The 22,263-nt window shown below is 59.5% G+C and carries 27 protein-coding genes; 11 read left to right on the top strand and 16 right to left on the bottom strand.

Translation table 11 applies throughout. The features are described from left to right. A partial coding sequence (locus GSQ80_RS08015) for a M20 family metallopeptidase (protein ID WP_158787118.1) occupies positions 1 to 1,009 on the top strand: 1,009 nt, incomplete at its 5' end. A 142-nt stretch (positions 1,010 to 1,151) separates the two neighbouring features. Further along, complete coding sequence (locus tag GSQ80_RS08010; protein ID WP_158787117.1) at positions 1,152 to 2,342, top strand: acyltransferase; 1,191 nt, start codon at positions 1,152 to 1,154, stop codon at positions 2,340 to 2,342. Between the two features lie 163 nt (positions 2,343 to 2,505). Here GSQ80_RS08010 and GSQ80_RS08005 read toward each other — a convergent pair whose 3' ends face one another. The 8 genes from GSQ80_RS08005 to ruvX form a co-directional block, all read right to left on the bottom strand. Then, positions 2,506 to 3,063 (bottom strand): nucleoside triphosphate pyrophosphatase, encoded by a 558-nt coding sequence (locus GSQ80_RS08005; RefSeq protein WP_158787116.1) that lies wholly within the window; start codon positions 3,061 to 3,063, stop codon positions 2,506 to 2,508. A gap of 93 nt (positions 3,064 to 3,156) precedes the next feature. Next, positions 3,157 to 4,116 carry a D-hexose-6-phosphate mutarotase gene (locus tag GSQ80_RS08000; RefSeq protein ID WP_158787115.1) on the bottom strand — a complete coding sequence of 320 codons (960 nt, stop codon included), beginning with the start codon at positions 4,114 to 4,116 and terminating at the stop codon, positions 3,157 to 3,159. Between the two features lie 28 nt (positions 4,117 to 4,144). Beyond that, a complete protein-coding gene (gene nth, locus GSQ80_RS07995) occupies positions 4,145 to 4,915 on the bottom strand; it encodes an endonuclease III (RefSeq protein WP_158787114.1) in 771 nt (256 codons plus the stop codon). A gap of 151 nt (positions 4,916 to 5,066) precedes the next feature. After that, positions 5,067 to 6,194 (bottom strand): isoaspartyl peptidase/L-asparaginase, encoded by a 1,128-nt coding sequence (locus GSQ80_RS07990; RefSeq protein ID WP_158787113.1) that lies wholly within the window; start codon positions 6,192 to 6,194, stop codon positions 5,067 to 5,069. After that, on the bottom strand, positions 6,191 to 6,826 hold the full coding sequence (locus tag GSQ80_RS07985) for a CDP-alcohol phosphatidyltransferase family protein (protein WP_158787112.1): 636 nt from the start codon (positions 6,824 to 6,826) through the stop codon (positions 6,191 to 6,193). The genes GSQ80_RS07990 and GSQ80_RS07985 overlap by 4 nt, the downstream gene beginning before the upstream one ends. Before the next feature lie 12 nt (positions 6,827 to 6,838). Beyond that, positions 6,839 to 7,171 carry a DUF2695 domain-containing protein gene (locus GSQ80_RS07980; protein WP_158787111.1) on the bottom strand — a complete coding sequence of 111 codons (333 nt, stop codon included), beginning with the start codon at positions 7,169 to 7,171 and terminating at the stop codon, positions 6,839 to 6,841. Between the two features lie 4 nt (positions 7,172 to 7,175). Further along, positions 7,176 to 7,655 carry a transcription elongation factor GreA gene (locus GSQ80_RS07975; protein WP_158787110.1) on the bottom strand — a complete coding sequence of 160 codons (480 nt, stop codon included), beginning with the start codon at positions 7,653 to 7,655 and terminating at the stop codon, positions 7,176 to 7,178. A gap of 87 nt (positions 7,656 to 7,742) precedes the next feature. Further along, a complete protein-coding gene (gene ruvX / locus GSQ80_RS07970; protein ID WP_158787109.1) occupies positions 7,743 to 8,219 on the bottom strand; it encodes a Holliday junction resolvase RuvX in 477 nt (158 codons plus the stop codon). A 113-nt stretch (positions 8,220 to 8,332) separates the two neighbouring features. On the opposite strand from ruvX, the gene mltG reads away from it, so the two are divergent. From mltG to GSQ80_RS07940, 6 genes are all read left to right on the top strand, one after another. Then, positions 8,333 to 9,331 (top strand): endolytic transglycosylase MltG, encoded by a 999-nt coding sequence (gene mltG / locus GSQ80_RS07965; protein ID WP_158787108.1) that lies wholly within the window; start codon positions 8,333 to 8,335, stop codon positions 9,329 to 9,331. A 602-nt stretch (positions 9,332 to 9,933) separates the two neighbouring features. Next, positions 9,934 to 10,671 carry a hypothetical protein gene (locus tag GSQ80_RS07960; protein WP_158787107.1) on the top strand — a complete coding sequence of 246 codons (738 nt, stop codon included), beginning with the start codon at positions 9,934 to 9,936 and terminating at the stop codon, positions 10,669 to 10,671. A gap of 126 nt (positions 10,672 to 10,797) precedes the next feature. After that, positions 10,798 to 11,160: a hypothetical protein gene (locus tag GSQ80_RS07955; protein ID WP_158787106.1), complete on the top strand. Its 363-nt coding sequence runs from the start codon at positions 10,798 to 10,800 to the stop codon at positions 11,158 to 11,160. Between the two features lie 36 nt (positions 11,161 to 11,196). Further along, entirely contained in the window at positions 11,197 to 11,622 is a 426-nt protein-coding gene (locus GSQ80_RS07950; RefSeq protein ID WP_158787105.1) for a hypothetical protein, read from the top strand. A gap of 1 nt (position 11,623) precedes the next feature. Further along, a complete protein-coding gene (locus GSQ80_RS07945; RefSeq protein WP_158787104.1) occupies positions 11,624 to 11,863 on the top strand; it encodes a hypothetical protein in 240 nt (79 codons plus the stop codon). 169 nt (positions 11,864 to 12,032) lie between these two features. Beyond that, complete coding sequence (locus GSQ80_RS07940; protein WP_158787103.1) at positions 12,033 to 12,923, top strand: DUF4292 domain-containing protein; 891 nt, start codon at positions 12,033 to 12,035, stop codon at positions 12,921 to 12,923. Between the two features lie 20 nt (positions 12,924 to 12,943). Here the strand turns inward: GSQ80_RS07940 and GSQ80_RS07935 are convergent, their stop codons facing one another. Both GSQ80_RS07935 and GSQ80_RS07930 read right to left on the bottom strand, forming a co-directional pair. Further along, complete coding sequence (locus tag GSQ80_RS07935) at positions 12,944 to 14,050, bottom strand: Gfo/Idh/MocA family protein (protein ID WP_158787102.1); 1,107 nt, start codon at positions 14,048 to 14,050, stop codon at positions 12,944 to 12,946. A 2-nt stretch (positions 14,051 to 14,052) separates the two neighbouring features. Further along, positions 14,053 to 14,286, bottom strand: a complete 234-nt coding sequence (locus tag GSQ80_RS07930) for a hypothetical protein (protein WP_158787101.1) — start codon at positions 14,284 to 14,286, stop codon at positions 14,053 to 14,055. 197 nt (positions 14,287 to 14,483) lie between these two features. Here GSQ80_RS07930 and GSQ80_RS07925 point away from each other — a divergent pair, with 197 nt between their 5' ends. Further along, positions 14,484 to 14,714 (top strand): hypothetical protein, encoded by a 231-nt coding sequence (locus GSQ80_RS07925; protein ID WP_158787100.1) that lies wholly within the window; start codon positions 14,484 to 14,486, stop codon positions 14,712 to 14,714. Positions 14,715 to 14,783: 69 nt separating this feature from the next. After that, positions 14,784 to 15,338, top strand: coding sequence for a hypothetical protein (locus GSQ80_RS07920; RefSeq protein WP_158787099.1), 555 nt, complete (start codon positions 14,784 to 14,786; stop codon positions 15,336 to 15,338). A gap of 29 nt (positions 15,339 to 15,367) precedes the next feature. Here the strand turns inward: GSQ80_RS07920 and sucB are convergent, their stop codons facing one another. The 4 genes from sucB to lpdA form a co-directional block, all read right to left on the bottom strand. After that, positions 15,368 to 17,023 (bottom strand): 2-oxoglutarate dehydrogenase, E2 component, dihydrolipoamide succinyltransferase, encoded by a 1,656-nt coding sequence (gene sucB / locus GSQ80_RS07915; protein WP_158787098.1) that lies wholly within the window; start codon positions 17,021 to 17,023, stop codon positions 15,368 to 15,370. Between the two features lie 85 nt (positions 17,024 to 17,108). Continuing rightward, positions 17,109 to 17,879 (bottom strand): lipoyl(octanoyl) transferase LipB, encoded by a 771-nt coding sequence (lipB, locus tag GSQ80_RS07910; RefSeq protein ID WP_158787097.1) that lies wholly within the window; start codon positions 17,877 to 17,879, stop codon positions 17,109 to 17,111. A 6-nt stretch (positions 17,880 to 17,885) separates the two neighbouring features. Beyond that, a complete protein-coding gene (locus tag GSQ80_RS07905; RefSeq protein ID WP_158787096.1) occupies positions 17,886 to 18,359 on the bottom strand; it encodes a nuclear transport factor 2 family protein in 474 nt (157 codons plus the stop codon). A gap of 24 nt (positions 18,360 to 18,383) precedes the next feature. Then, positions 18,384 to 19,832, bottom strand: a complete 1,449-nt coding sequence (lpdA, locus tag GSQ80_RS07900; protein ID WP_158787095.1) for a dihydrolipoyl dehydrogenase — start codon at positions 19,830 to 19,832, stop codon at positions 18,384 to 18,386. Positions 19,833 to 20,024: 192 nt separating this feature from the next. On the opposite strand from lpdA, the gene GSQ80_RS07895 reads away from it, so the two are divergent. Then, entirely contained in the window at positions 20,025 to 20,462 is a 438-nt protein-coding gene (locus tag GSQ80_RS07895) for a lysozyme (RefSeq protein WP_158787094.1), read from the top strand. Positions 20,463 to 20,493: 31 nt separating this feature from the next. Here GSQ80_RS07895 and hemB read toward each other — a convergent pair whose 3' ends face one another. Together hemB and GSQ80_RS07885 are read right to left on the bottom strand one after the other, a co-directional pair. After that, the gene (gene hemB, locus GSQ80_RS07890) at positions 20,494 to 21,480 is read right to left on the bottom strand and encodes a porphobilinogen synthase (protein WP_158787093.1); all 987 of its coding nucleotides are present in this window, start codon (positions 21,478 to 21,480) and stop codon (positions 20,494 to 20,496) included. Positions 21,481 to 21,537: 57 nt separating this feature from the next. Further along, entirely contained in the window at positions 21,538 to 22,080 is a 543-nt protein-coding gene (locus GSQ80_RS07885) for a zinc ribbon domain-containing protein (RefSeq protein ID WP_158787092.1), read from the bottom strand. Positions 22,081 to 22,263 lie beyond the last annotated feature (183 nt).

Raw genomic sequence — 22,263 nt, 5'->3', positions numbered from 1 at the left:
GTTGGTGGCGGGGTGGGCCGAGGAGCTGGGGGGGCGGGTGAAACGGCATCGGCAGAAGGCGTTTGGGGATGTGTTGGAGTTGCGGTTTGGGGCGGCGAATCGGAAGCGCGGGAGGGTTCTGCTACTGGGGCATCTGGATACTGTCTGGCCGATGGGGACGCTGAAGAAGATGCCTTGGCGCGAGCGGAAGGGAAAGCTTTGGGGGCCGGGAGTTCTGGATATGAAGGCGGGGGTGGTGATGGCGCTGGAGGCGGTCGCGGCGCTGCGGGAGCTGGATGCGGAGAGGCCGGTTACGTTGCTGCTGGTGAGTGAGGAGGAGGTGGGTAGTCCGGTGTCGCGGGCGATTACGGAGAGGCTGGCGGCGGAGTGCGCGGCTGTGCTGGTGCTGGAGCCCGCACAGGGACTTGCGTACAAGACGGCGCGTAAGGGTGTGGGGAATTATGAGCTGCGGGTGGTGGGCGTGGGGTCGCATGCGGGGGTGGACTTTGGGAGTGGGCACTCGGCGGTGCTGGAGATGGCGAGGCTGGTGGAGACGGTGTCGGGGTTTACGGATTTGAGTAAAGGGATGACGGTGAATGTGGGGGTGATTGCGGGCGGAACGCGATCGAACGTGGTGGCGGCAGAGTGTATGGCCGAGGTGGATGTGCGGATTGCGAAGGCGAAGGATGCGGCGCGGGTGGAGAGGCTGTTTCGGGGGTTGAAGGTTACGGATAAGGCTTGCCGGTTGACGGTGACGGGCGGGATCAATCGGCCGCCGATGGAGCGGAAGGCGGGGACGGTGGCGCTATTTAAGCTGGCGCGGGGGTTTGCTGCGGAGATGGGTTTGACGTTGGAAGAGGCGGCTACCGGCGGTGGATCGGATGGGAATTTTACGGCGGCGATGGGTGTGGCGACGTTGGATGGGATGGGGGCGGTGGGGAGTGGGGCGCATGCTGCGCATGAGCATGTGGTGGTCAAACATTTGGTGGAGCGGACGGTGTTGCTGGCGGGGGTGATTGCGGGGGTTTGATGGGGCCTGCGAGCTTAGGTTTCAGCTTCGAGATAGATTGTGGGTAAGTCGGGGACGAAGTTGCCGAAAATCCGGGCGGTCTCAACCGGTCGACGCGGTTTGCAATGTTTCCAGGTCGTCGAGAAGATATAGTGGCGCAGAGATGACTCTAAAGTCGCCCGGCGTCCCTAAATCTGCCTACTATGTCGCTCTAGACGGGCTCAGAGCAATTGCAGTCATCATGGTGTTCTTCCAGCATTACGGGGCCGGTCATGCGTTCTTATTCAGTTGGGGTTGGACCGGCGTCGATCTCTTCTTCGTGCTGTCTGGCTTTCTGATCACTGGAATCCTCTACGACAGCCAACACAAGATTCACAGATACAGAGACTTTTACATTCGGAGGACGCTCCGAATCTTTCCTTTGTACTACTTCGTTTGGATCGTCGTTCTACTCATCGCGCCTGTAGCGCACTGGCAGTGGAATATGCGCTGGGCTCTCTGGCCTGCTTACTTCGGCAACTATGCGCGCTTCTTTTTTCTTCACCAGCCTGGTGACCCATACCGTTTCGACAAGCTCACGTTCGGGGCGCCGATCAGCTCTTGGTTTGGGTACCCATTCCACCTCTACATCGGCCATTTCTGGTCGCTGTGTGTTGAAGAGCAGTTCTATCTGATCTGGCCTTTCGTCGTATATCAAGTGCGCAAGCGCGAGGCTCTGATCAAAATTTGCCTCACCGTAATTGTCCTGTGTCCGATTTTTAGAGGTGTGCTCAGCATCGGACTTTCAACCCAGCTTCTCGGCATGGAGTTGTTTTACCGGAGCCTTCCAACACGCATCGATGCGCTCCTCATCGGTGGGCTCGTCGCTCTATGCCTAAGGGGTCCCGAAGAGAGCATCGTTCGTCGGGCGCGCCGCCCTCTCCTCGTGGCGTCCGCGATCCTATTCGTCGCCCTGTATCTCATCTCCGTAAAAATCCTATCCCTGCCCTTTGAGGGATCGGCTTCAAATTGGATTGGAGTCTTCGGGTTCACCCTCATCGATGCTTTTGCAGCTGCGCTAATTTTGGAATGTATCCATCCTGGCAGTTTTCTGAGCAAAGTCCTTAGTTGGAAGCCACTGCGTGCTCTCGGACTGATCAGCTACGGCTTTTACGTCTACCACGACCTTTTGCACGACTTCTATTCTGAGCTAGCTCATAGACTGTCTCCTCGCTACGCCTATCCACTTACACTCCTGATAGCGTTCTCCGCGACTCTGCTGATCGCGACACTCAGCTACCGCTTACTCGAAAAACCCTTATTGAGATTGAAAGACCGGTTTGCTAATCAGGTGCACACCGCACCGGTTGCTTGACCCAGCGGTCGCAGTCTCAGACTCGCGGAGAAGAAGTGCCCGCAATACGGCGTTATGGGAAATCACACGAAGTTGCGGTAGCGGCTTTCACCTTCTCCGGCTAACAGCGAACTCTTTAGCGTCGAAGTTGCCGAGTTGCGCTGGTCGAGATGATGGGAGCCGCTTAGAGGGAACGGGTTTCGCGGAGGAGTTGGAGGACCGCGGCTATGGGGAGGCCCATTACGTTGAAGAAGTCGCCTTCGATGCGGGGGATCCAGCGGGCGGCGTAGCCCTGGATGCCATAGGCTCCGGCTTTGTCGAGGGAGTCGCCGGTGGAGAGGTAGTTGGCCAGGTCGTCTTCGGGGATGGCGGAGAAGAAGACGCTGGTGGTTTCTACGTGGGAGCGTTGGGTCGTGGGAGTGACCACGGCAATGCCTGTGTGGACCTGGTGGACTCGGTTGGAGAGGTGGCGGAGCATTCGTTCGGCGTCGGAAAGGTCTGTGGGTTTGTTGAGGATTTGTTGTTCACAGACGACAGTCGTGTCGGCACCGAGGATGGTGGCTTTGGGGTGGAGGGTGTGGATGGCTTGCGCTTTTTCGAGGGCGAGGCGCTGGACGTAGGCGGTGGGGGACTCGTTGGGGTGGAGGGTCTCGTCGATGTGCGCGGGGAGGACGTCGAAGCGCAGGCCGGCCTGGGTGAGGAGGTCGCGGCGGCGGGGAGAGGCTGAGGCGAGGATGAGCATATTTTTAGTTCTCAGTTGTTCGTTGTCAGTTCTCGGTTGTTTAGCTTCCGGCTAAAAGTCAAAAGCTGAGATCGTGGAGCTGACAAGTGAGAACTAAGAGCCGACGGCGGTGTAGCCTGCTGCGAATTGCTGGACGAAGATGTGGGCTTCCATGCAGTGGTGGTCGCCGCTGGCCAGGGTGATGGCGTTGGTGGCGACGTTGGCGGTTTCGATGCAGAGCATGGTTAGCCAGCAGAGAGGGCTCATATCCGGAAGAGTGGCGGTGAGGGTTGACCATGGATTCCAGACGACGGTGGATTGGGATCCGGCTTTATCGATGGTGATGCGGCGCCTGAGGATTGGGTCGTCGACGTTCACGGGGACGAGGGTGTCGAGATAGGGGCGATCGGTTTCGCCGGTAAGTTTTAGGACCGGATCGGTCTGGGACTTCCTTTTGAAGTTGTCGGTTTTGTCGAGGTACTCGGTGTCAGAAAGGCCGATGATGGAGATCTGCTGGGAGTCACCGACGGCGAAGTAGGTGTGGAAGGCTTCTTCGAAGTGAAGCGGATTGCTGCCCTGGTTGTTGACGGTGAGCTTGATGTCGAGCTCGGTGCCGATGGTGATCTCGTAGACGAGCGCGAACTCGTCGTAGCCGAGGGAGCGGCTGGTGTCGGAGGGGCCGAGGGTGAGGGTGAGATGGAGGTCGTCGCCGGCGAGGGCGGCGAAGGCGAGGGTCCACTCGGAGATGCGGGCGAAGCCGTGGGAGGGGCCCGCTGGTGGCGGATCTTGGGGGCGCGGGTCGTCGGGGGTTCGGGTGCGCGCTCCGAACCAGGGGAAGATGATGGGGATGCCGCCGCGAATGGCTTTGCCGGGAGTGAAGAACGAGCGCTCGGAGAGGAAGAGAACGGGCTGCTGTCCGGTGGGTTGCCACTGCGTGATTTGCGCGCCGTGAAGATAGAACTCGGCTGTGCAGGCGGCCGTGGTGATGTTGGCGCGGATGAGGCCTTGCTCGGTCTGGGAGAAGGCGAGGACGCCGGGGATCGAGAATTGGTCGGAGAGTGTTTGGAGGTCCATCGTTAGATAGTGTAGAGCGTTGGGGAGGTTAGGCGCTGGTGAGTTGGAGTTCGGCCATATTGCGTTGGCCGGTGGGGCAGAGTTTTAGGAGGGGGCAGTTTTCGCACTTGGGGTCGGCGAAGGTGCAGAGGGTTTGGGCGTGGAGCTTGATGAGGGAATGATGCTCGTCGAGCATGGCGGCGTCCCAGGTTTCGGGGACGAGGCGCATGAGGCGTTCTTCGGTGGTGGCGGCGTCGGCGCGCGGAGTTAGGCAGAGGCGTTGCGCGACGCGGAGATGATGACTGTCAATGCAGAGCGCGCGTCGGCGGAGGGTGGAGAAGTTGACGACGGCGGCGCTGGTTTTGGGGCCGACACCAGGAAACTGCTCAAGCCACGCACGAATCTTGTCGGTGCGGTATTTGGCTAGGAAGTCGAGGGTGAGGGAACCGTAGCGGGCGGTGATGCCTTGCAGCGTTTCTTTGAGCTGAGGAGCTTTCTGTTCGGGGAAGGTGACGATGTTGATGGCTCGCTCGATGTCGGCGACGGAGGCGTCGCGGACGGGTTCCCAGTTGCCGGGGCCGGCGTTGAAGATGCGTTCGAGGTCGCGCATCACCTGATGGGAGACAGGTGTCTTGGTTCGTGCGGAGAGAAGCGAGTAGATGAGCTGTGTGAGCGGGTCCCAGGGCTCGCGTGGCGCAGGCTGGCCGTAGTAGCCGAGGAGAAGTCGATGGATGTGCGGAAGCTTGTCGGCCTGCTCGGGGGTGAGCGGGCGGCGAGTGGCTTCGAGGTCGTCCGGATTGGTGAAGAGTTCGGGCGGCATGCTGTGATTGGATGCTATGGGAGGGATTTTAGCTCTTCGCTGTTGGCTTGTAGCTCTTAGCTCAGGCAAAAGAAGAAGCAGATTCCCAGGGGGAATGACAGAAAGAAAAGCAAAGGCAAAGACGACGGCAAAGACAAGAGCTACTGCGAGTTCACGGATTGCGAGTGATGCCTAGCTGCGTGCCGTTAGCGGTGGCGATGCCCCAGGCCATGCGGGGTGTGTTGTGGGCTATGCCGGTTTGGCCGTCGGGGCCTAGGAGGATGATGCCGCCGTGGCCGCCGAGGCGGGTGAAGAGGTAGTCGATGGCGGAGGACGCGGCGGATTGGGGGGTGGCGCCGGCGGCTACTCGATCGACGGCCCACTTGCCGAGGACGAGCTTCATGATGGGCTCGCCCCAGCCGGTGAGGGAGACGGCGGCAGAGAGGTTGTCGGCGTAGCAGCCACAGCCGATGAGGGAGCTGTCGCCGACGCGGCCGGGTGCTTTGTTGAGGGTGCCACCGGTGGAGGTGCCTGCGGCGAGGTTGCCGTATTGGTCTAGGGCTACGGCGCCTACCGTGTCGTGGGAGTGGAGGGTGGGGTCGTCGATGCGGAGTTCTTCGGGGAGGGCGGATTCTACTTCGGATTCGAGCGCGCGTTGCTCGGTGGCGGGATCAGGAGGAAATGCAGGGATCTCTCCACTGCGCTTCGCTTCGGTCGAGATGACGGAAGTCGGAGGCGCTCCAGTCGAGATGACGGATGTGGGGAGTGCTTCGGCCGGGGCGACGACTTCAGAGGAGTTTCCGCTGAAGGTGGTGTCGGGATGGCCGGCGGCTTCGGCTTGCTGGAAGGCCATGAGGCGGTCGCGCTCGCGGGGGACGATTAGCTCGGTGTTGTCTACGAGGCGCATGCCGTGTTGAGTGGCGAAGCGTTCGGCGCCGGTGCCTACGAAGTAGACGTGGGGGGATTTTTCGAGGACGAGGCGGGCGGCCTGGATGGGGTTGCGGAGGCGCTCGACGCAGGCTACGCCGCCGGTGCGGAGGTCGGCGCCGTTCATGAGGAGGGCGTCGAGTTGGACGCGACCATCGCGGGTGAGGAAGGAGCCTCGGCCGGCATCGAAGGTGTCGTCGTCTTCCATGATCGTGACGGCGGCTTCTACGGCATCGACGGCGGTGCCACCGCGGGAGAGCGCGGACCACCCGGCTGCGAGGGCGGCGGCTATGCCGCGTTCGTGTGCGGCTACGGCGTCGTCGGGCATGGCCCAGGCTCCGCCGTGGATGAGGAGAATTGGCTGGTGATTCATGGGCGGGAGAGTTCTAGTTTGCGGCGTTCGGTTTCTAGATACGTGTAGCGGATGCGGTGGATGACCGTGATGGTTGTCATGACGGCGAGGACCCAGAGGGCGGGGGCCATGGCTCCCCAGCGTTCGAAGAGGGCGCCGAGGATGATGAGAACGATGCGCTCGGGGCGTTCCATGAAGCCTACTTTGCAGGAGCCGATGAGGGCTTCGGCGCGGGCTCGGGTGTAGCTGACCATGAGGGAGGCGGTCATGACGAAGGCCGCGAGGAAGACGTAGAAGAAACGGTTGCCGCGGGCGTAGAAGACGAGTAGGCCGAAGAAGAGAGCGACGTCGGAGTAGCGATCGAGGACGGAATCGAAGAAGGCGCCGAAGACGGAGACCTGGTTGGTTTGGCGGGCTACGCGGCCGTCGACCATGTCGAAGAGGCCGGCGCCGATGATGACGAGGCCTGCGAAGAGGAACATGCGAACGTAGTTGTCGGCGCGCGCGTAGCCGAAGAAGAAGGCCGCCACTACGTTGATGATGAGGCCGATGAAGGTGAGGGTGTTGGGAGAGATTTTGGAGAGAGCGAGGCCGTTAACGATCTTCTGCAGCAGCCAGCCGCTGCCCTTGCCGAAAGCGCTTGTCCAGGTCATTGACTCTTCATTCTACTGCGAGGTGTGCGATTTCTTCTTCCAATACGTCGCTCTTGCGGGGCTTTCCGGCGCTGCATTCAGAATTATTTCGCAATCGCAGAAGCCTCCCTTAGAGCGCATTACATTGAAGACATCTTCTCTAGCACCTTCATCATGCCCCAGATCAGTAAGAAGTGCTGTGGCTGCCGAAAAGGAACCATCGCATTCGTTCCTGTCCGTAGAACCTTCGGGGAAGATCCGAGCTTCCAGTCTGGTGAAGAAATTTTCACGCTGTAAAGAAGCGAAGACATCAGGCGTAATGTCTTCAATGAAAGACTCGAACTCTTCGTCATCTGAAGTCGACATAAGACTATTCGACGACTTTGATGGTGTCGTGAATGGTGGAGAGCTTGAGGATTTCGAGTTCGCGCTTGCCGTTGGGGGTGACGACGGTGGCGATGTCGCTGACTTCTTTGCCGAGGAGGGCGCGGCCGATGGGCGAGGTGGTGGAGATGAGGCCCTTGGTGACGTCGGACTCTTCGCTGGTGACTAGCTTGTAGCTGAACTCCTCATTCTTGGTGGAGTCGAAGACTACGACGGTGGAACCGAAGCCGACCTTGTCGCGGGGAATGTTTTCGAGGTTGACCATGGCGAGCTCGCCCATGCGCTTTTTTAGCTGGCCGAGGCGGGCGTTGACGAAGACCTGGCGCTGCTTGGCCATGTGGTATTCGGCGTTTTCGGAGAGGTCGCCGAGGGCGACGGCTTTCTTGATCTCCGCGGGGAGTTCGGTGGTGAGCTCGTACTCGAGCGCCTTGATTTGTTCTTCGATAGCCTTTTTGATGTCTTCCATGGGTGTGTCTGCTTTGCTGGCCCTGCGCCGGTTGCGGCAGGGCGGAGAGTAAAAGCTTGATTATACGAAAGGAGGCGGGGAAAAGGGCTAGGAGGCTTCTGGGTCGGGAAGCAGCGTGGGATTGGAGGCGGAGAGAAAGCTCTCGAGGAGAAGGGTTGCGGCTACCTGATCGATGATGTCTTTGCGATCGAGGCGGGTAGAGCGGCCGGAGGATCGCGGTGTGTGGCCGGAGAGATCGAGAAGCGCGTGGGCGTCGTGGGTGGTGAGGCGCTCGTCTAGTAAGTGGTGAGCGAGGGAGGGGTGGGCTTCCTTGAGGGCATGGGCGAAGGCCTGGGCCTTGGCTGCCTGGGGGCTGGGTGTGCCGTCGGCGTGAAGGGGGTTGCCGACGAGCAGGGCTTCGACTTGGTGTTGGCGGATGAAACGAGCAATCGCTTTGAGGTCGGCGCGGAGGGTGGTGCGCTGGAGGGTGAAGAGGGGTTGGGCGGTGAGGCCGAGAGGGTCCGTGATGGCGAGACCGATGCGGCGGTCGCCTACGTCGAGCGCGAGGGTGCGGGGGTGAGGCACGACGTTAGTGTACGGGGGAAGAACAGGGGATAGGGGATAGAGTGTAGAGGATAGGGGGTGGGTTCGCGTGACGGCGGCCTGATGGCGGATAGACTACTTCGGGTGAGGTGCTTGTGAGGGTACTTAAGGCTTTGGTGGTGATCGTGGTGCTGGTGGGACTCGCGGTGGGATTCTTTGTGTATGTGCCGTATGGGCCTGGGTCGGAGACTTTTGTCGATATTCTGCCGGGGACTGGGACGCTGGGGATTGCTAGGCAGTTGCAGAAGACGGGGATTGTGCGGAGCGCGCTGGCGTTTGAGGCGCTGGTGATTTGGAAGACGGTGCGGGGTCACGGAGCGGGGTCGTTGAAGGCTGGGGAGTATCGGTTTGACCATGCAGCGAGGATGGACGAGGTGTATGACCGGTTGAGGCAAGGCGATGTGTATACCGTGACCCTGGTGATTCCAGAGGGCTACAACATCTTCGATATTGCGAGTGCGGTGGCAGCAGCGAAGTTGGGTACGCGGGAAGACTTTCTCGATGCCGAACGCAAGAACACCGAGTTGATTGCTGAATGGGTGCCGCAGGGGAGCGCGAGTTCGCTGGAAGGGTATCTGTTTCCGGACACGTATAAATTCACCCGGCATGCGACGCCCATCTTGATGCTGACGACGATGGTCAGGAAGTTTGGGCAGGAGGCGAGGAGGTTGGGCATGACGCCGGACAAAGTATCGCGGACGGTGACGATGGCTTCGCTGGTGGAGAAGGAGGTGCATATCGACATGGAACGGCCGGAGGTGGTGAGTGTGTTTGAGAATCGGCTGGCTGCGGGTATGCCGCTGCAGACGGACCCGGCGGTGATCTATGCGTCGCTGCTGCGGGGGACGTGGACGGGCGTGATTCATCAGAGTGAGCTGAAGTCGGACTCGGCGTACAACACGTATACGCACGAGGGATTGCCGCCGGGGCCGATCTGCAATCCGGGGGTTGCGGCGCTGCAGGCTGCGCTGCATCCTGCGAAGACGGACTACTTGTATTTTGTGGCGGATCCGGCGGGGACGACGAAATTCGCTGCAACCCTGGCCGAACACGATGCGAATGTTGCCGCTTATCGCGCTGGGATGAAGCACTAAATTCGGGGGGTCTGACCCTTGCGTGCGGTTGTGGTGTGGTGGGGACAGGTACAACGGATTGCGGTTTCGCATCGGAGGAGGTCTGCGGAAACCCGCAAAGTATTGAGGGGCGAAGTTTTAGCGAATACATGCGGATATAACTCTGGCAATGTATACCCAATTTATTGTATTTATTGAAGTTATGGCCGTTCAGCAGCGCCAGAAATTATGAGTTGACATTGGGCTGATGCGGAGCTACAAACGCAACACTTCCACTACGAGGATCAGCCGGCCGGAGCCCAAAGAGGGGGAGCTGCGGGCGCATAGAGTCTTCGAGGGAAGCAGGGGCGGGCGGGCATTTCCCAGGGCCAGGTTCGGTCACAACATGTAAAAACAGGTCGCGACGCGCATGGACTCCGACGCAGAGTGTGAGCCACAGGCGAAGCAGACCTCATAGCAGCTGAGCGAGCCCATTCGACCGCTGAAAAATAACCGAGGCTCGCCGGGGGAAACTGTGCCTGGAGATACAACAGAATGAAGGACTTCCGCGTTGATTTGAAGGTATGTGAAGCTTGCGGGGCGTTATGGCTGCGAGCCATGGGTCACGGAGTGTACTGCTCTGGATGCGCTTTGTGGTTGTCGGATTTTCCGGCACCTCGGGCGTCGAGCCGACGGGCACAAAGGCGTACGACGGTGAGTACGGCGTATGCAGGGGGTGCTCAATGAAGGAGCAACTGAGTATCAGAGAGCAGGTAACGGGGCTGAGGCTGGTTCCCAAATCGGTACGGCAGGCCGGGCAGGAGCAGGTGATCCGGGAGGGAAGCACGGGGCGCGTGGTGGCTACATTGACCAATGCCCTGAAGCTTCGGCGAGTGTGGGCGGTTGCTGAGAAAGCTGCTGCCTCACCGCAGGAGGTAATACCGGAGATAGATGAAAAGCCCAAGGTGGAGCTGGCGTTTTATCGGAAGTACACGGAGGCGATGCTGAGGCGGTATCTGCGGATATCGATCCAGGCTGGCCGAGTGCCGTCGCTGTTGGGGAGGGAGCTATTCCGCGGGAATGTGACGAGCTACCGCGTTCACAGCTTCGAGGATGGCGTGATCTTCTGTTTCGATGTTGAGAAACGCCTGAGCAGATTGACGGTGATGGAGCAGCAGTTGATCAAGCGGATGGGTCTGCAGGAGTACACACAGGGTGAAGCCGCCGGGATGCTGGGGCTGAGCCTGCGAAACTGTATTCGTCAGTACGGATATGCGCTGGATGTGCTGACGGAGATGTTTCTGGAGGCCGGAATGTTGGAACCGTTGAAAAGTTGTCAAGGGGGTCACGGCGACGAAATCGACCGAAGTGCATCATTCTAAAGCAAATAATAAATTCAAAAAGTTGGCATAGTTACCCTACTCAACTTGGTATTCTAGTTAAGTAGAGATAAAGCGGGAGGCCCTTCGGGGTCTCCCGTTTTGCGTTTGGGGGGGGAAAGAGCCGAGATGACGGGAAGCAAGGAGCTTGATCAGGTGAAGGAAGAGTTGGTTGAGGGGAAGGCAAAATACCTGCGGCCGAGCGAATGTCGCAATCGTATGAGGCGGACGCTGACGAAGGAGTTTGACGCGATTATTGAGGGGTTTGTAGAGGCTGCGAAAAAGGGTAGCTGCCCGCACGTGAAGCTGGCGACGGAGTTGCTCAAGCCAACACGGACGGGGCCTTCGCGGAAGAAGGGAACGGCGACGAAGTACTGGGAGATGCTGCAGAGGGAAGAACGGGAAAGAGAGCAGTTGCAGAACGAGCAGCTCGCGGCGGCCCAGGAGCTGCAGGGCACGGACGGCAACGGAGTTTTGACAACGAGATTCTAGAGAACAGGGGCGGAGAGGATCCGCCGGGAGAAATCGATGAGTGTTTTCAGCAATGTAATCAAGGATTTGAAATCATTTTCAGCGAAGGTAGAAGCGGCGTTCAAGAAACTGTTTGGGGACGCGCCTTCGTGGATTGCGATTGCCCAGGGGGTGCTGACGTATCTTGGGCCGATCGTGGTGACCATCTTGACGATCGGTGGGGGACCGGCACTGGGCGATGAGGCGAACGAGATCATCGGGACGATCAAGACGGATCTTGCGACGGCGCTGGCGACGGTGACTGCGGCGAATGGGGCGAGCAACCTGCCGAGTTTGCTGGCGGATATTCAGACACAGCTTCCTGTACTGCTGGCGGCGGTGAAGGTGAGCAATCCTTCGGTTGTGGCGAGTATTGAGAAGTACACCAATATGATCGATGCGGAAATTACGGCGTTGTTGACTGCCCTGCCGACGGCGGCCTGAGATGAGCCAGGCGAAGACGTATCTGCTGACAGATCCAGCCGCCATTGCCGCGAAGGTGAAGGCGGCTGGCGGACCGGCGCTTGATCCGACTCAAGCTACGGGGCAAGCGAGTGCAGATGGTGTGACGTTGAGTTGGAGCACCAGCCAGGGGCAGATTCTGATCACGATCATTCGAAAGCCGTGGATGATCGCGTATAGCGCCATCTGGAGCCATGTGGATGCGGTTCTGGCTAGTCATTGATTTGCAAAGAGTCGCAAATCAGGGGGCGACGATAGAAAATTTTGGATAAGCGAGTGATGGGTGAAGAGGTATTCGTGCGATGCGGGGACGAGACAAAGCGTTCTAATTCTGCATCATTCTGCATCCTAGAGGGTAGGACGGGAGTCGATATACTCAGTACTTGCATTTGATGAAGAATTTGAGAGCGTTGTCGGTGATGTTGGTCGCGATGACAGGCGGGTTAACCGGCTGTTTCTCGACGACTCGTCTTGTTTTGAAGTCGGAGGCTCCGACGGTTTATCAGACTGCCACTGTGGAGCAGGTGGAGAAGGATGTTTCGGATCGGGATGCTGCGGTAAAGACGCTTAACGCGCAGGTACAGATTACGGCGACTACGGGCGGGTCGAAGGAAGGCAAGCTGAAGGAGTACACGTCGTTCACGGGGTACATCTTTGTGCAGAAGCCGGCTGACTTGCGGGTGATTCTGCAGTTGCCGTTTGTTGGATCGCGTGCGCTGGACATGGTCAGCACGGGCGACGCATTTACGCTGGTGCGCGCGTCGTCGCATGGGAATATCTGGATACAGGGAACGGGGAAGGTAACGACGCCGTCGAAGAACGGGTTGGAAAACCTGAGGCCGGCGGTATTTCTGGACTCGCTTTTGGTGCCGGGCGTGGATCCGAATGAGCTTGTCACGATGACGGAGTCGTCGCGAGTGATCCATCAGGACATGCATCATAAGACGGAGACGATTGAGCCGGATTACAACCTGACGGTGTTGAAGATAACCCGCGGAAACATCCTGCAGGTGCAGCGGGTCATTCGCATTAACCGCGTGACGATGTTGCCGTATCAGCAGGATATTTATAACGATAAGGGCCAGATTGTGACGCAGGCGACGTATGACAACTACCAGACGCATGGTGGTCAGCAGTTTCCTGCGGAGATTACGATCCGCAGGCCGCTCGATGAGTATTCGTTGAAGATCGATGTGACGAAGCTGACGCTGAATGAGTCGTTCGAGCCGGACCAGTTTGAGCTGACGATTCCGCCGGGGGCTACGGTACAGAAGCTGCAGTAGGCGCTTAGAGCGCGGCGTGACTAGAGAAGACCGGCGCGGTGGGCGTGCGCGGCAATCTGGTCGTTGATGGAGAGAGCGAGTGCAAGAGCTTCGCGGCCTGCCTGAGCGGGAACGCGGGGTTGTGTGCGCGTGCGAACAGCATTCAGGAAGTCTTCGAGCTCGAGGCGAAGGGGTTCGCCTTTGGGGATGTCCGCTTTGGTGAGGGAGAGGCCTGCGGTGGGGTGCTCACCGTGAGCGGACGGGGATGGATGGGCGGTGGGAAGGGGTGTGGGGGCGGCCGCGGTGGGTGCAGGGAGGGGAGAAGAACCTGTAGCGGGCGTCGCCGTAACTGCGGCAGCGATTGCTGCCGCGACTACGGCCGGATCGACACTGATGGTCAGGAGTTCCTGGCGAGCGAAGTCGAGCGAGAGGTATTGGTGAGGCTGGAAGAGTCGGAGCTTGCGGACTTGCTCGGTGGAGACGCGGCTGGCGGTGAAGTTGGCGACGCAACCGGATTCGAATTCGATGCGGACGTTGGCGATGTCGGTTTTGTGCGAGAGGATTGGCAGGCCGACGGCGCGGACTTCGCGAACCGGCGAGTTGGTGAGGCTGAGGACGATGTCGAGGTCGTGGATCATGAGATCGAGAACGACGTCGACGTCGAGGGAACGTGGTGTGAAGACGCTGAGTCGGTGCGACTCAAAGAACATTGGGTGGGTGAGGGCGGCGAGGGTCGCGGTGACGGCCGGATTGAAGCGCTCGAGATGGCCGATGGCGACGATGCGGTCTTGCGCCTGGGAGAGCGCCAAGATGTGGTCTGCCTGGGCGAGGGTTGCGGCGAAGGGCTTTTCGATGAGGATGTCGAGGCCGGCAAGAAGAAGCTGTTCCGCGACCGCAGCGTGATGGCTGGTGGGGACGCAGATGGACACGGCGTCGAGCGACAGGTTGGCGGCGAGCAGCTCGGCGACGGTTGCGAAGGCGGGGATGTTGTAGGTAGAGGCGAAGGATGAGCGGCGCTCGGTGATGGGGTCAACGAGCGCGACGAGTTGGACGAATTGGGGCTGGGCGACTTCGAGTTCGCGATAGACGCGAAGGTGATTACGCCCGAAGGCGCCCGTGCCCACAACTGCGACGCGAAGAGGAGGCACGGCTACTTTTGCGCTGCGGCGCCGGGCAGGGGAGATTCAACGGCTACGCGGCAACGGGTGTAGAGCTCGAACAGCTGGGTTAGCTGATCTTCGGGCTTGGGAGCGGAGGGAAGGCCGAAGCCGGTCGAAGAGGCGCCTTTGGTGCCGAGATTGGTGTGTGCGGCAACGAACTTGAGGAGATCGAGAGCGATGTCTTCAGAGCGGCGAGGTGCGGAGTTGCTATTGCTGGAGTCCATAGGAGCCTTTCAGAGCATGTTGCTAAGGGTGATGGTAGCGGTTCGGCGGAGATGGTTGCAACGTATGGCCGGCCGTAAACGAGGGCGCAGGCAGGAATGTGCGTCGCAGTACTGAGGATTCGACCGAAAGCGGGGTCGGAATCAGAGAATTTGCGATTGCGAACGTTAGAGAGGCCGGTGAGGCCAAGGAGAACGATATGAACAGAGTGGAACTGCAGAGGATTCTTGGCTTACTGAACATCGGATTGGCGATCGCCCACGATAGTGGAGTGTCGATTGGACACTTTGGATGCGGCGATTTTATACAGCTGGCGCAGACCGCTAATGGCATGTTGTTGAATTCGATTGCGCCAGCGGAAGTTGCGGCCGGTCCTGTGGCGGAAATAGGAACGAGCACTGCACCTGTGGGCGCCGCGTTGGCGGTCTAAGAGACAGAGACGATTTCGTGCGATGAACAGACGAGCAGAGATTAGAGCAGCAGGAGAAGTGGAGGAACGATGAGCGGAACAAAACGAGTGCTAATGCTGCTGGCGGTATTGGTGGCGATGATCGCTGGGTTCGCGGGCATGGCAGCGGCCCAGGTACCAACGACGACGGTATCGGATACGGTATACAGCGCCAACGGAACACCGGTGGGCGGCACGGCCCTGGTGAGCTGGAGCTCATTTACCACGGCGGGTGGGCAGACAGTTCCGGCTGGCAGTACGTCCGCGACGATTGGCACAGGGGGGCAGTTGTCGATTGCTCTAACGCCGAACATAGGCGCATCGCCGATGGGTAGCTATTACACCGCAATATTTCATCTCAGCGACGGAACGATAAGTCGCGAGTACTGGGTAGTCCCCGTGACGGTGCCGGGGGGAGGGCCAGCGACGCTTGCGGAGATCAAGAACCTTGGGCAACCCGGGCGACTGCATCAGCTCGAAGGGCGCGTCGAGGAGCATGAACGAAGCGTACAGAGGTTGAAGGGAGCGGGTATAGTTTTCGGCGGGATCCTGACGATGCTGCACCTGCTCGTTGTGTATCTAGTTGAACGCTACGCCAAATTTTAGGCAAAGCGATCTACGCAGGTGGCCGTTGGCTAGCCGATATCTTCGGACCAGTTCTCCAGGTACGCCTTGAACTCGGACATGAATTTGCCAGCGTCGGCGCCGTCGATAATGCGGTGATCAAAGCCGAGAGTGAAGCGTTGGATACTCCGAATGGCGATCGTATCCTGGCCGTCTTTGTCGGTGAGCACCACGGCCTCTTTATTGAGGCCGCCGATTCCGAGGATTGCAGCCTGAGGTTGCGCGATGATGGGCATGCCGAATTGTTCACCGAAGATGCCGGAGTTGGTTAGGGTGAAGGTGCCGCCGGCAACATCGTCGGGCGCGAGCTTCTTGGAGCGGGCGCGATCGGCGAGGTCGACCACGGCGCGAGCTATGCCGAGGAAGCTCTTTTCTTCCGCCTGCTTGATGACTGGGACGATCAGCCCCCACTCGAGTGCGACGGCGATCCCGACATTGATGTTCTTGTTGTAGAGAATCGATTCGCCCTGCATGGAAGCGTTGACGATGGGATGCTTGCGGAGAGCCTGTACCGCGGCGCGCGTTATGAATGGCATGTAGGTCAACTTCACGCCATTGCGCTGCTCGTACTTGTTCTTCTCTTTTTCACGCAGCTTTACGATGCGCGTCATATCCACCTTGAAGACCGTGTGGACATGCGGGCTGGTGGCCTTTGACTCCACCATGCGCTTGGCAATGATGGAGCGCATCTTGGACAGTGGGACCAGTTCGCCAGGCAACGGAGCCGTGGTGGGAGCGGGTGCGGCTTTCGCGGCAGCGGGAGCGGTGGGAGCGGAAGGGGCAGCGGTCGGCGCCGGAGAAACTGCCGGAGCGGGTGCAGGTGCGCCCTCAAGATGACCGAGGATGTCTTGCTTGGTGATGCGGCCGGAAGCGCCAGTGCCTTGAATTCCCCTGAGGTCAACATTGTTCTCGGCTGCTATCTTGCGGACTAGAGGCGAGGAACGCAGGCCTTCGCTCGCCGCGGTGGAGGGTGCAGGGGTGGGGACAGGCGCGATGGGAGCTGGCGTGCTGGGAGTTGGGACTGCCGCAGCCTTAGGGGTAGACGCGGGAGCTGCCGCGCCGCCGCCAATCACCGCTACGACGGTGCTAACCGTGACGGTCTGGCCTTCCTGTACGCGGATCTCGGAGAGGACGCCGGCAGAGGGGGAGGGAATTTCGGCATCGACTTTGTCGGTGGAGATTTCGAAGATGGGCTCGTCGCGCGCTACAGTGTCCCCGACCTTCTTGAGCCATTTGGTGAGCGTGCCTTCGGTGATGGACTCGCCCATTTGCGGCATGAGGACTTCGGTGCCGGGGCCGGAAGCTTCGGGAGCGGGCGGCGGAACAGCCTGATCGCTGGCTGCAGTGGCTACCGCTGCGGGTGTAACCGTCTGCTCCTTCTGCGGCGCTTCACTTGCTGCCGGGGCAGGTGGGGCAGCCTCCGCTGAACCAGAATCGTTGATAGCGCAAACGACGGTTCCGACGCTAACCGTAGCGCCTTCCTGCACCTTGATTTCGCCGAGTGTGCCGGCTGCCGGAGACGGGATTTCGGCGTCGACCTTGTCCGTGGAGATCTCAAAGAGGGGTTCGTCGCGAGCGACGGTGTCGCCGGGCTTCTTTAGCCACTTGGTGAGCGTGCCTTCCGTGATTGATTCGCCCATCTGGGGCATGACGACGTCGATTGGCATGAGGAAGGGTCTCCGGCAGAGGTTACGGCGCCGCTTACAGCGCAATTTCAGATTATACGGGTGTGGACAATCCCAAGGGAGGAGATTAGGCCATCTTTGTACCAGTTGGTACAGAATCCAATTCAGGTCGCGTCAATTGAGTGCCCAACAGCTGCTCGAGGGATTCTGCTGCGATGATCTGCCGCTGGAAGACGCGGCCGAAGTTTGCGGCGACGCTGTTGGCAGCCTCGGCGAGTGAAGGCGGAGGAGTGCGAGGCGATTCGATTTCCAGCGAGGTTACCGCCCGGTCGGTGATGCCGCAGGGGATGATCCAGTCGAAATCGCGCAGGTCGGTGGTGACGTTTAGAGCAAACCCGTGGGAGGTCACTGCCTGCGAGACATGGACGCCGATGGCGGCGATCTTTTTCTCTCGAACGCTGCCGCCCGGTAACGTCCAGACGCCTGTGAGTTTGCAGATGCGTTGAGTTGGGACGCCGAAGTCTTTGCAGGTAAGAATCAGCGCCTCTTCCATCAGCCGGACGAAATCTACTGGCCCTAAATGTGGACCACGCTTACCGGGTAGGTCTCCCCGGAGATCAAAGATGGGGTAGCCGACGAGTTGGCCGGGGCCGTGATACGTGACATCGCCACCGCGGTTGACTTCGTGGATCTCGGCACCACGGCCGGCTAACTGTTCGTCGCTGGCGAGGACATTTGCACGGGATGCGTTTCGGCCTAGCGTGAGCACGGGCGGGTGCTCAAGCAGGATGAGGGTGTCACCGATGGCGCCGGCCTTGCGCGCTGCAACAACTTCTGCCTGGATACGCAGTCCTTGGGTATAAGGAATGCGTCCGAGTTGGAGCAGATGAATGTGCATGATGGGTTACAGGCCGAGATCGGTGAGGCTGGGGTGATCGTCAGGACGGCGGCCGGGCGGCCAGTGAAACAACCTTTCGGTTGGCTTGATTGCGAGGTCATTGATACTGGCATGGCGTGCGGTCATGAGGCCGTTGGAGTCAAACTCCCAGTTTTCGTTGCCATAGGAGCGAAACCACTGTCCGGTTTCATCGTGAGATTCGTAGGCGAAACGCACTGCAATACGGTTCTCTGTGAAGGCCCAGAGCTCCTTGATTAGTCGATAGTCCGATTCGCGCTGCCATTTGCTCGTGAGAAAAGCGACAATCTCGTCTCGGCCATTGATGAACTGGTTTCGGTTTCGCCAGCGGCTATCGACAGAGTAGGCGAGCGAGACCTTCTGCGGGTCGCGGCTATTCCAAGCGTCCTCTGCCTTGCGCACCTTTTCGATTGCGGTTTCGCGCGTGAACGGCGGGAATGGAGGTCTTTGTTCTGAGCTCATAGCTTTGTCCTTGTAGCGGCTCCGCTACACGTTGATCGCCATGCCTTCGACGCTGGAGAAGCCGTCCAGCAAGCTTTCGGAGAGGGTGGGGTGCGCGTGGATGATGAACATCATCTCCTCAACGGTGGCCTCAAGCTGCATGGCAACGACGCACTCGGCAATGAGCTCCGTGGCTTGCGGGCCGATGATATGGACGCCGAGGACCTCGCCGTACTTCGCATCGGAGACGACCTTTACAAAGCCATCGTGGGAGTCGACGATGGTGGCTTTGGAGTTGCCGACGAATGGGAGCTTGCCGACCTTTACCTGATAACCCTTCTCCTTAGCCTGAGCTTCTGTTAGGCCGACGCTGCCGATCTGCGGGTCGCAGTAGGTGCAGCCCGGAACGCGATCTTTCCGAACAGGCAATGCATATTTGCCAGCCAACTTGCTGGCTACAACGACACCGCACATCGCGCCAACGTGGGCGAGCTGCGGTAGTCCGGCAACAATATCGCCAATCGCATAGACGCCGGGCTCGGAGGTTTCCATCCACTCGTTGACGGGGACGAAGCCACGGTCCAGGGTGATCTTCACCTTGTCGATACCTGCGTCTGCGGTGCGCGGACCGCGGCCGACGGCCACCAGGACTTTCTCCGCTTCTTTGACCTGGGGCTTACCGGCAGCGTCGGTGAAACTTACCTTGACGCCGGCGCTCGTTTTCTCAATCTTCTCGACTTTGCAGCTGACGTTTACATCGATGCCGCGTTTCTTGTAGGCGCGAGTGAGTTCCTTCGAGATCTCCTCGTCTTCAACTGGAACAATGCGCGGGAGGGCCTCGATGATGGTCACATCGGAGCCGAAGCTCTTGAAGACCGAGGCGAACTCGACACCCACCGCTCCCGAGCCGATCACGATGAGTGACTTTGGAAGAGCCGGCAGGGTGAGGATCTCTATGTTGGTGAGGATCGTGTCGTCGGCCTTATAGCCGGGCAGCATGCGCGCGTCGGAGCCTGTGGCAAGGACGACTTTTTTCGCCAAAACCTGGGTTGCAGTTTGGAGCTCTGATCCCTGGCTTTTGCCTTTATCTTCTGCGGAGACGTCGATTGTGAAGACCTCTGCCTTGGCGGGGCCGGTGAGCCGGCCATGGCCGCGCACGACGGTGATCTTATTTTTCTTCATCAGGAAGTCGAGGCCTTTGGTGTGCTTCACGATGATGTCGTTCTTGCGCTTAAGCAGGTTGTTCCAGTTGAGTGTCGGCGAAGAGACGCCTTCGATTCCATAGCTCTCGGCGTGCTTGAGATGGTCCCAGATCTCGGCCGAAAACAGCATTGCCTTGGTGGGGATGCAGCCCCAGTGAAGACATGTTCCGCCAAGCTTGTCGGTCTTTTCGATGAGCGCGACCTTGAGGCCGAGTTGTGCCGCGCGGATGGCGCAGGTATAGCCTGCCGGCCCGCCGCCGACGATAGCCAGGTCATAAATAGTGTCTGCCAAGAGAGTTTGCTCCATTCGTTGGGGGATCACGGCCGGCGGTATCGCACGTTCCCGTGTTCTCAAGTTCCCTGAGACCTTAGTTTAGCCGTTGCTGCAGCCCACGTCATTCGATGTGCGACGAGGCTGCGCGATTCAAGCGGCCATTTCATCAAGTTTTGAAGTAACCCATGCGCTCGTGGAGGTGCGCTTTCAATGCAGGAATTTAGCTATAGCGATCGGGGATTAGCGCTCACCAAGAGCTTTGAGGGACTCCAGCTGGGGGCGTATCAGGATTGCGTCGGCAATTGGACGATCGGCTACGGTCACACAGGGCCCTCCGTTTTACCGGGTCAATCCATCAGCGAGGCGGAAGCTGAGACGTTGCTTCAGGCAGATCTGGCAGAGGCCGTTGCCTGCGTGAATCGCGCGGTCCATGCCGCGATGTCCCAAGGCCAATTCGATGCAATGGTGGACTTCTGTTTCAACGCTGGTCGTGGAAACTTCGTTCAGTCCACACTATTGCGAAAGGTAAATAGTCGTGATTTTGGGGGCGCTGTTGCGCAGTTTACGTTGTGGGTGCACGCCGGCGGTGAAGTGGTCTCCGGATTAGTGCGGCGGCGGAATGCGGAAGCGGCCCTATTTACCGCCTGATCGTCTGGCCACACGTTGCGCGGGCGGCACGCTAAAGTGCCTTTGCGGCGTCTTTCGCGAAGTAGGTGACGATGAAATCTGCGCCGGCGCGGCGGATGCTCAGCAGGCTTTCGAGCATTGCGCGTTCGGGTTCCAGCCAGCCGCGCTGAAAGGCCGCGTGCAGCATCGAATATTCGCCTGAAACCTGGTAGGCGCCCATTGGAAGGTCGAATCTGTTGCGAGCTTCGCGGATGACATCGAGGTAAGGCATCGCGGGCTTCATCAGCAGCATATCGGCGCCCTCTGCAATGTCCTGTTCGATCTCGCGCATGGCCTCGCGCAGGTTGGCGCCGTCCATCTGGTAGGTGCGGCGGTCGCCAAATTGTGGGGCTGAATCGGCCGCCTCGCGGAAGGGGCCGTAAAAGGCAGAGGCAAACTTCGACGCGTAGCTGAGGATGGGGGTGTTGTGCTTGCCGGCCTCGTCGAGCGCGGTGCGGATGGCGGCGACGCGGCCGTCCATCATGTCGCTGGGGGCGATGACGTCGGCACCTGCTTCGGCGAGCGATGCCGCTGTTTTGGCAAGCAGGGCTACGCTGGAGTCGTTTTCTACGTCGAAATGGTCGCCGTCGCGCGTGACAATGCCGCAGTGTCCGTGGGAGGTGTACTCGCAGAGACAGACGTCAGCGATTACTACCAGCGATTCAGCCTGGGAGGATTTTTTGATTGCCCGTAGACCGCGCTGAACGATTCCGTCGGAGGCCCAGGCACCGCTGCCCTGCTCGTCCTTCTCGTCCGGAATACCGAAGAGCAGCAGGCCTCCGATGCCCAGGGAAGCACACGCCTCGACTTCCTTCACTGCTTCGTCACTGGAAAGATTGAAGACGCCCGGCATGCTGCTGATCTCCCGACGCACACCCTCGCCCTCGCAGAGAAACAAGGGGTAGATGAGGGCGGAGGGCTCCAGATGTGTCTCACGGACGAGCGACCGCATGGCAGCGGAGGAGCGGAGACGGCGTAGACGCGTTGCAGGAAATTCCATGCAGACAATTCTATGGCTAACGCGGCTTTGCGTCGGTAACACCGATCACAGGCAGCCTCACGTTTGAGCTTTGTGCTGCGCATCAGCGAGCGACGCGTACTCGTACCCGCTAAGACTGGGCGCGAGGACCCAAAGCGTGTAGATCCCGAGAGCCGTTCCGAGGGGCAAATGAATTAGAGCCAGAATGCCGAAGACGATAGCGAAGATGCGTCCCCACGGTTGGCGCGTCAGCAGGGCGTATCCGGTCAGAAGGATGCAGCAGACGCTGGTCAAGAGCGAAAACAGGGCCATTGGCCAGAGGCTGGCAAGCCACATCGATCCGAAGGGGCTCCAACCGAGATTGAAGTCGGAGTTGCCAAAGTGACTGCCGAAGATGCCGTGAAGGATCAGAACGCCAAACAGCCCAGAAAAGATCCTCAAGCCTGCATACACGAGCCAGAGAATTCCTAAGCCATGAATATTCCGCGAGACGCGGTCATAGGCCATCGGTGGCTGTGGATAGGCTGACCCCGGCTGCTGGTGGAAAAAAGTCTGGCCGCCACAGCGAGGGCAGAATCGCGCATCCGGCGACAAAGGATTTCCGCATGCTGAACAGTTCATTGTGCTGCCTCCTCAAAACACATTCTTACGTGTTCTGGTGCTAAAGATTACGCAAACATTGTGGATTAGGTTCCACCAGAGCCGCCGGCTCATGGCGCCGGTTGCATTGAAGTGGGCGGCCCAAGCTCATCGAGACAGATCCGTTTCACCGTATTCTATGTGTGTGGCATTCCTTCCTGAAAT

Source organism: Granulicella sp. L46, from assembly GCF_009765785.1.
Classification (GTDB): Bacteria; Acidobacteriota; Terriglobia; order Terriglobales; family Acidobacteriaceae; genus Granulicella.
Note: the sequence above shows the minus strand (reverse complement) of the source record. Positions and strands in the feature narration are given on the sequence as shown.

Bases quoted from the DNA above. Each gene is read 5' to 3' on its own strand.
- GSQ80_RS08010 (WP_158787117.1), top strand. From the start codon at position 1,152: ATGACTCTAAAGTCGCCCGGCGTCCCTAAATCTGCCTACTATGTCGCT.
- GSQ80_RS08005 (WP_158787116.1), bottom strand. From the start codon at position 3,063: ATGCTCATCCTCGCCTCAGCCTCTCCCCGCCGCCGCGACCTCCTCACC.
- GSQ80_RS08000 (WP_158787115.1), bottom strand. From the start codon at position 4,116: ATGGACCTCCAAACACTCTCCGACCAATTCTCGATCCCCGGCGTCCTC.
- nth (WP_158787114.1), bottom strand. From the start codon at position 4,915: ATGCCGCCCGAACTCTTCACCAATCCGGACGACCTCGAAGCCACTCGC.
- GSQ80_RS07990 (WP_158787113.1), bottom strand. From the start codon at position 6,194: ATGAATCACCAGCCAATTCTCCTCATCCACGGCGGAGCCTGGGCCATG.
- GSQ80_RS07985 (WP_158787112.1), bottom strand. From the start codon at position 6,826: ATGACCTGGACAAGCGCTTTCGGCAAGGGCAGCGGCTGGCTGCTGCAG.
- GSQ80_RS07980 (WP_158787111.1), bottom strand. From the start codon at position 7,171: ATGTCGACTTCAGATGACGAAGAGTTCGAGTCTTTCATTGAAGACATT.
- GSQ80_RS07975 (WP_158787110.1), bottom strand. From the start codon at position 7,655: ATGGAAGACATCAAAAAGGCTATCGAAGAACAAATCAAGGCGCTCGAG.
- GSQ80_RS07960 (WP_158787107.1), top strand. From the start codon at position 9,934: ATGCGCTTTGTGGTTGTCGGATTTTCCGGCACCTCGGGCGTCGAGCCG.
- GSQ80_RS07955 (WP_158787106.1), top strand. From the start codon at position 10,798: ATGACGGGAAGCAAGGAGCTTGATCAGGTGAAGGAAGAGTTGGTTGAG.
- GSQ80_RS07950 (WP_158787105.1), top strand. From the start codon at position 11,197: ATGAGTGTTTTCAGCAATGTAATCAAGGATTTGAAATCATTTTCAGCG.
- GSQ80_RS07945 (WP_158787104.1), top strand. From the start codon at position 11,624: ATGAGCCAGGCGAAGACGTATCTGCTGACAGATCCAGCCGCCATTGCC.
- GSQ80_RS07940 (WP_158787103.1), top strand. From the start codon at position 12,033: ATGAAGAATTTGAGAGCGTTGTCGGTGATGTTGGTCGCGATGACAGGC.
- GSQ80_RS07930 (WP_158787101.1), bottom strand. From the start codon at position 14,286: ATGGACTCCAGCAATAGCAACTCCGCACCTCGCCGCTCTGAAGACATC.
- GSQ80_RS07925 (WP_158787100.1), top strand. From the start codon at position 14,484: ATGAACAGAGTGGAACTGCAGAGGATTCTTGGCTTACTGAACATCGGA.
- GSQ80_RS07920 (WP_158787099.1), top strand. From the start codon at position 14,784: ATGAGCGGAACAAAACGAGTGCTAATGCTGCTGGCGGTATTGGTGGCG.
- sucB (WP_158787098.1), bottom strand. From the start codon at position 17,023: ATGCCAATCGACGTCGTCATGCCCCAGATGGGCGAATCAATCACGGAA.
- lipB (WP_158787097.1), bottom strand. From the start codon at position 17,879: ATGCACATTCATCTGCTCCAACTCGGACGCATTCCTTATACCCAAGGA.
- GSQ80_RS07905 (WP_158787096.1), bottom strand. From the start codon at position 18,359: ATGAGCTCAGAACAAAGACCTCCATTCCCGCCGTTCACGCGCGAAACC.
- GSQ80_RS07895 (WP_158787094.1), top strand. From the start codon at position 20,025: ATGCAGGAATTTAGCTATAGCGATCGGGGATTAGCGCTCACCAAGAGC.
- hemB (WP_158787093.1), bottom strand. From the start codon at position 21,480: ATGGAATTTCCTGCAACGCGTCTACGCCGTCTCCGCTCCTCCGCTGCC.
- GSQ80_RS07885 (WP_158787092.1), bottom strand. From the start codon at position 22,080: ATGAACTGTTCAGCATGCGGAAATCCTTTGTCGCCGGATGCGCGATTC.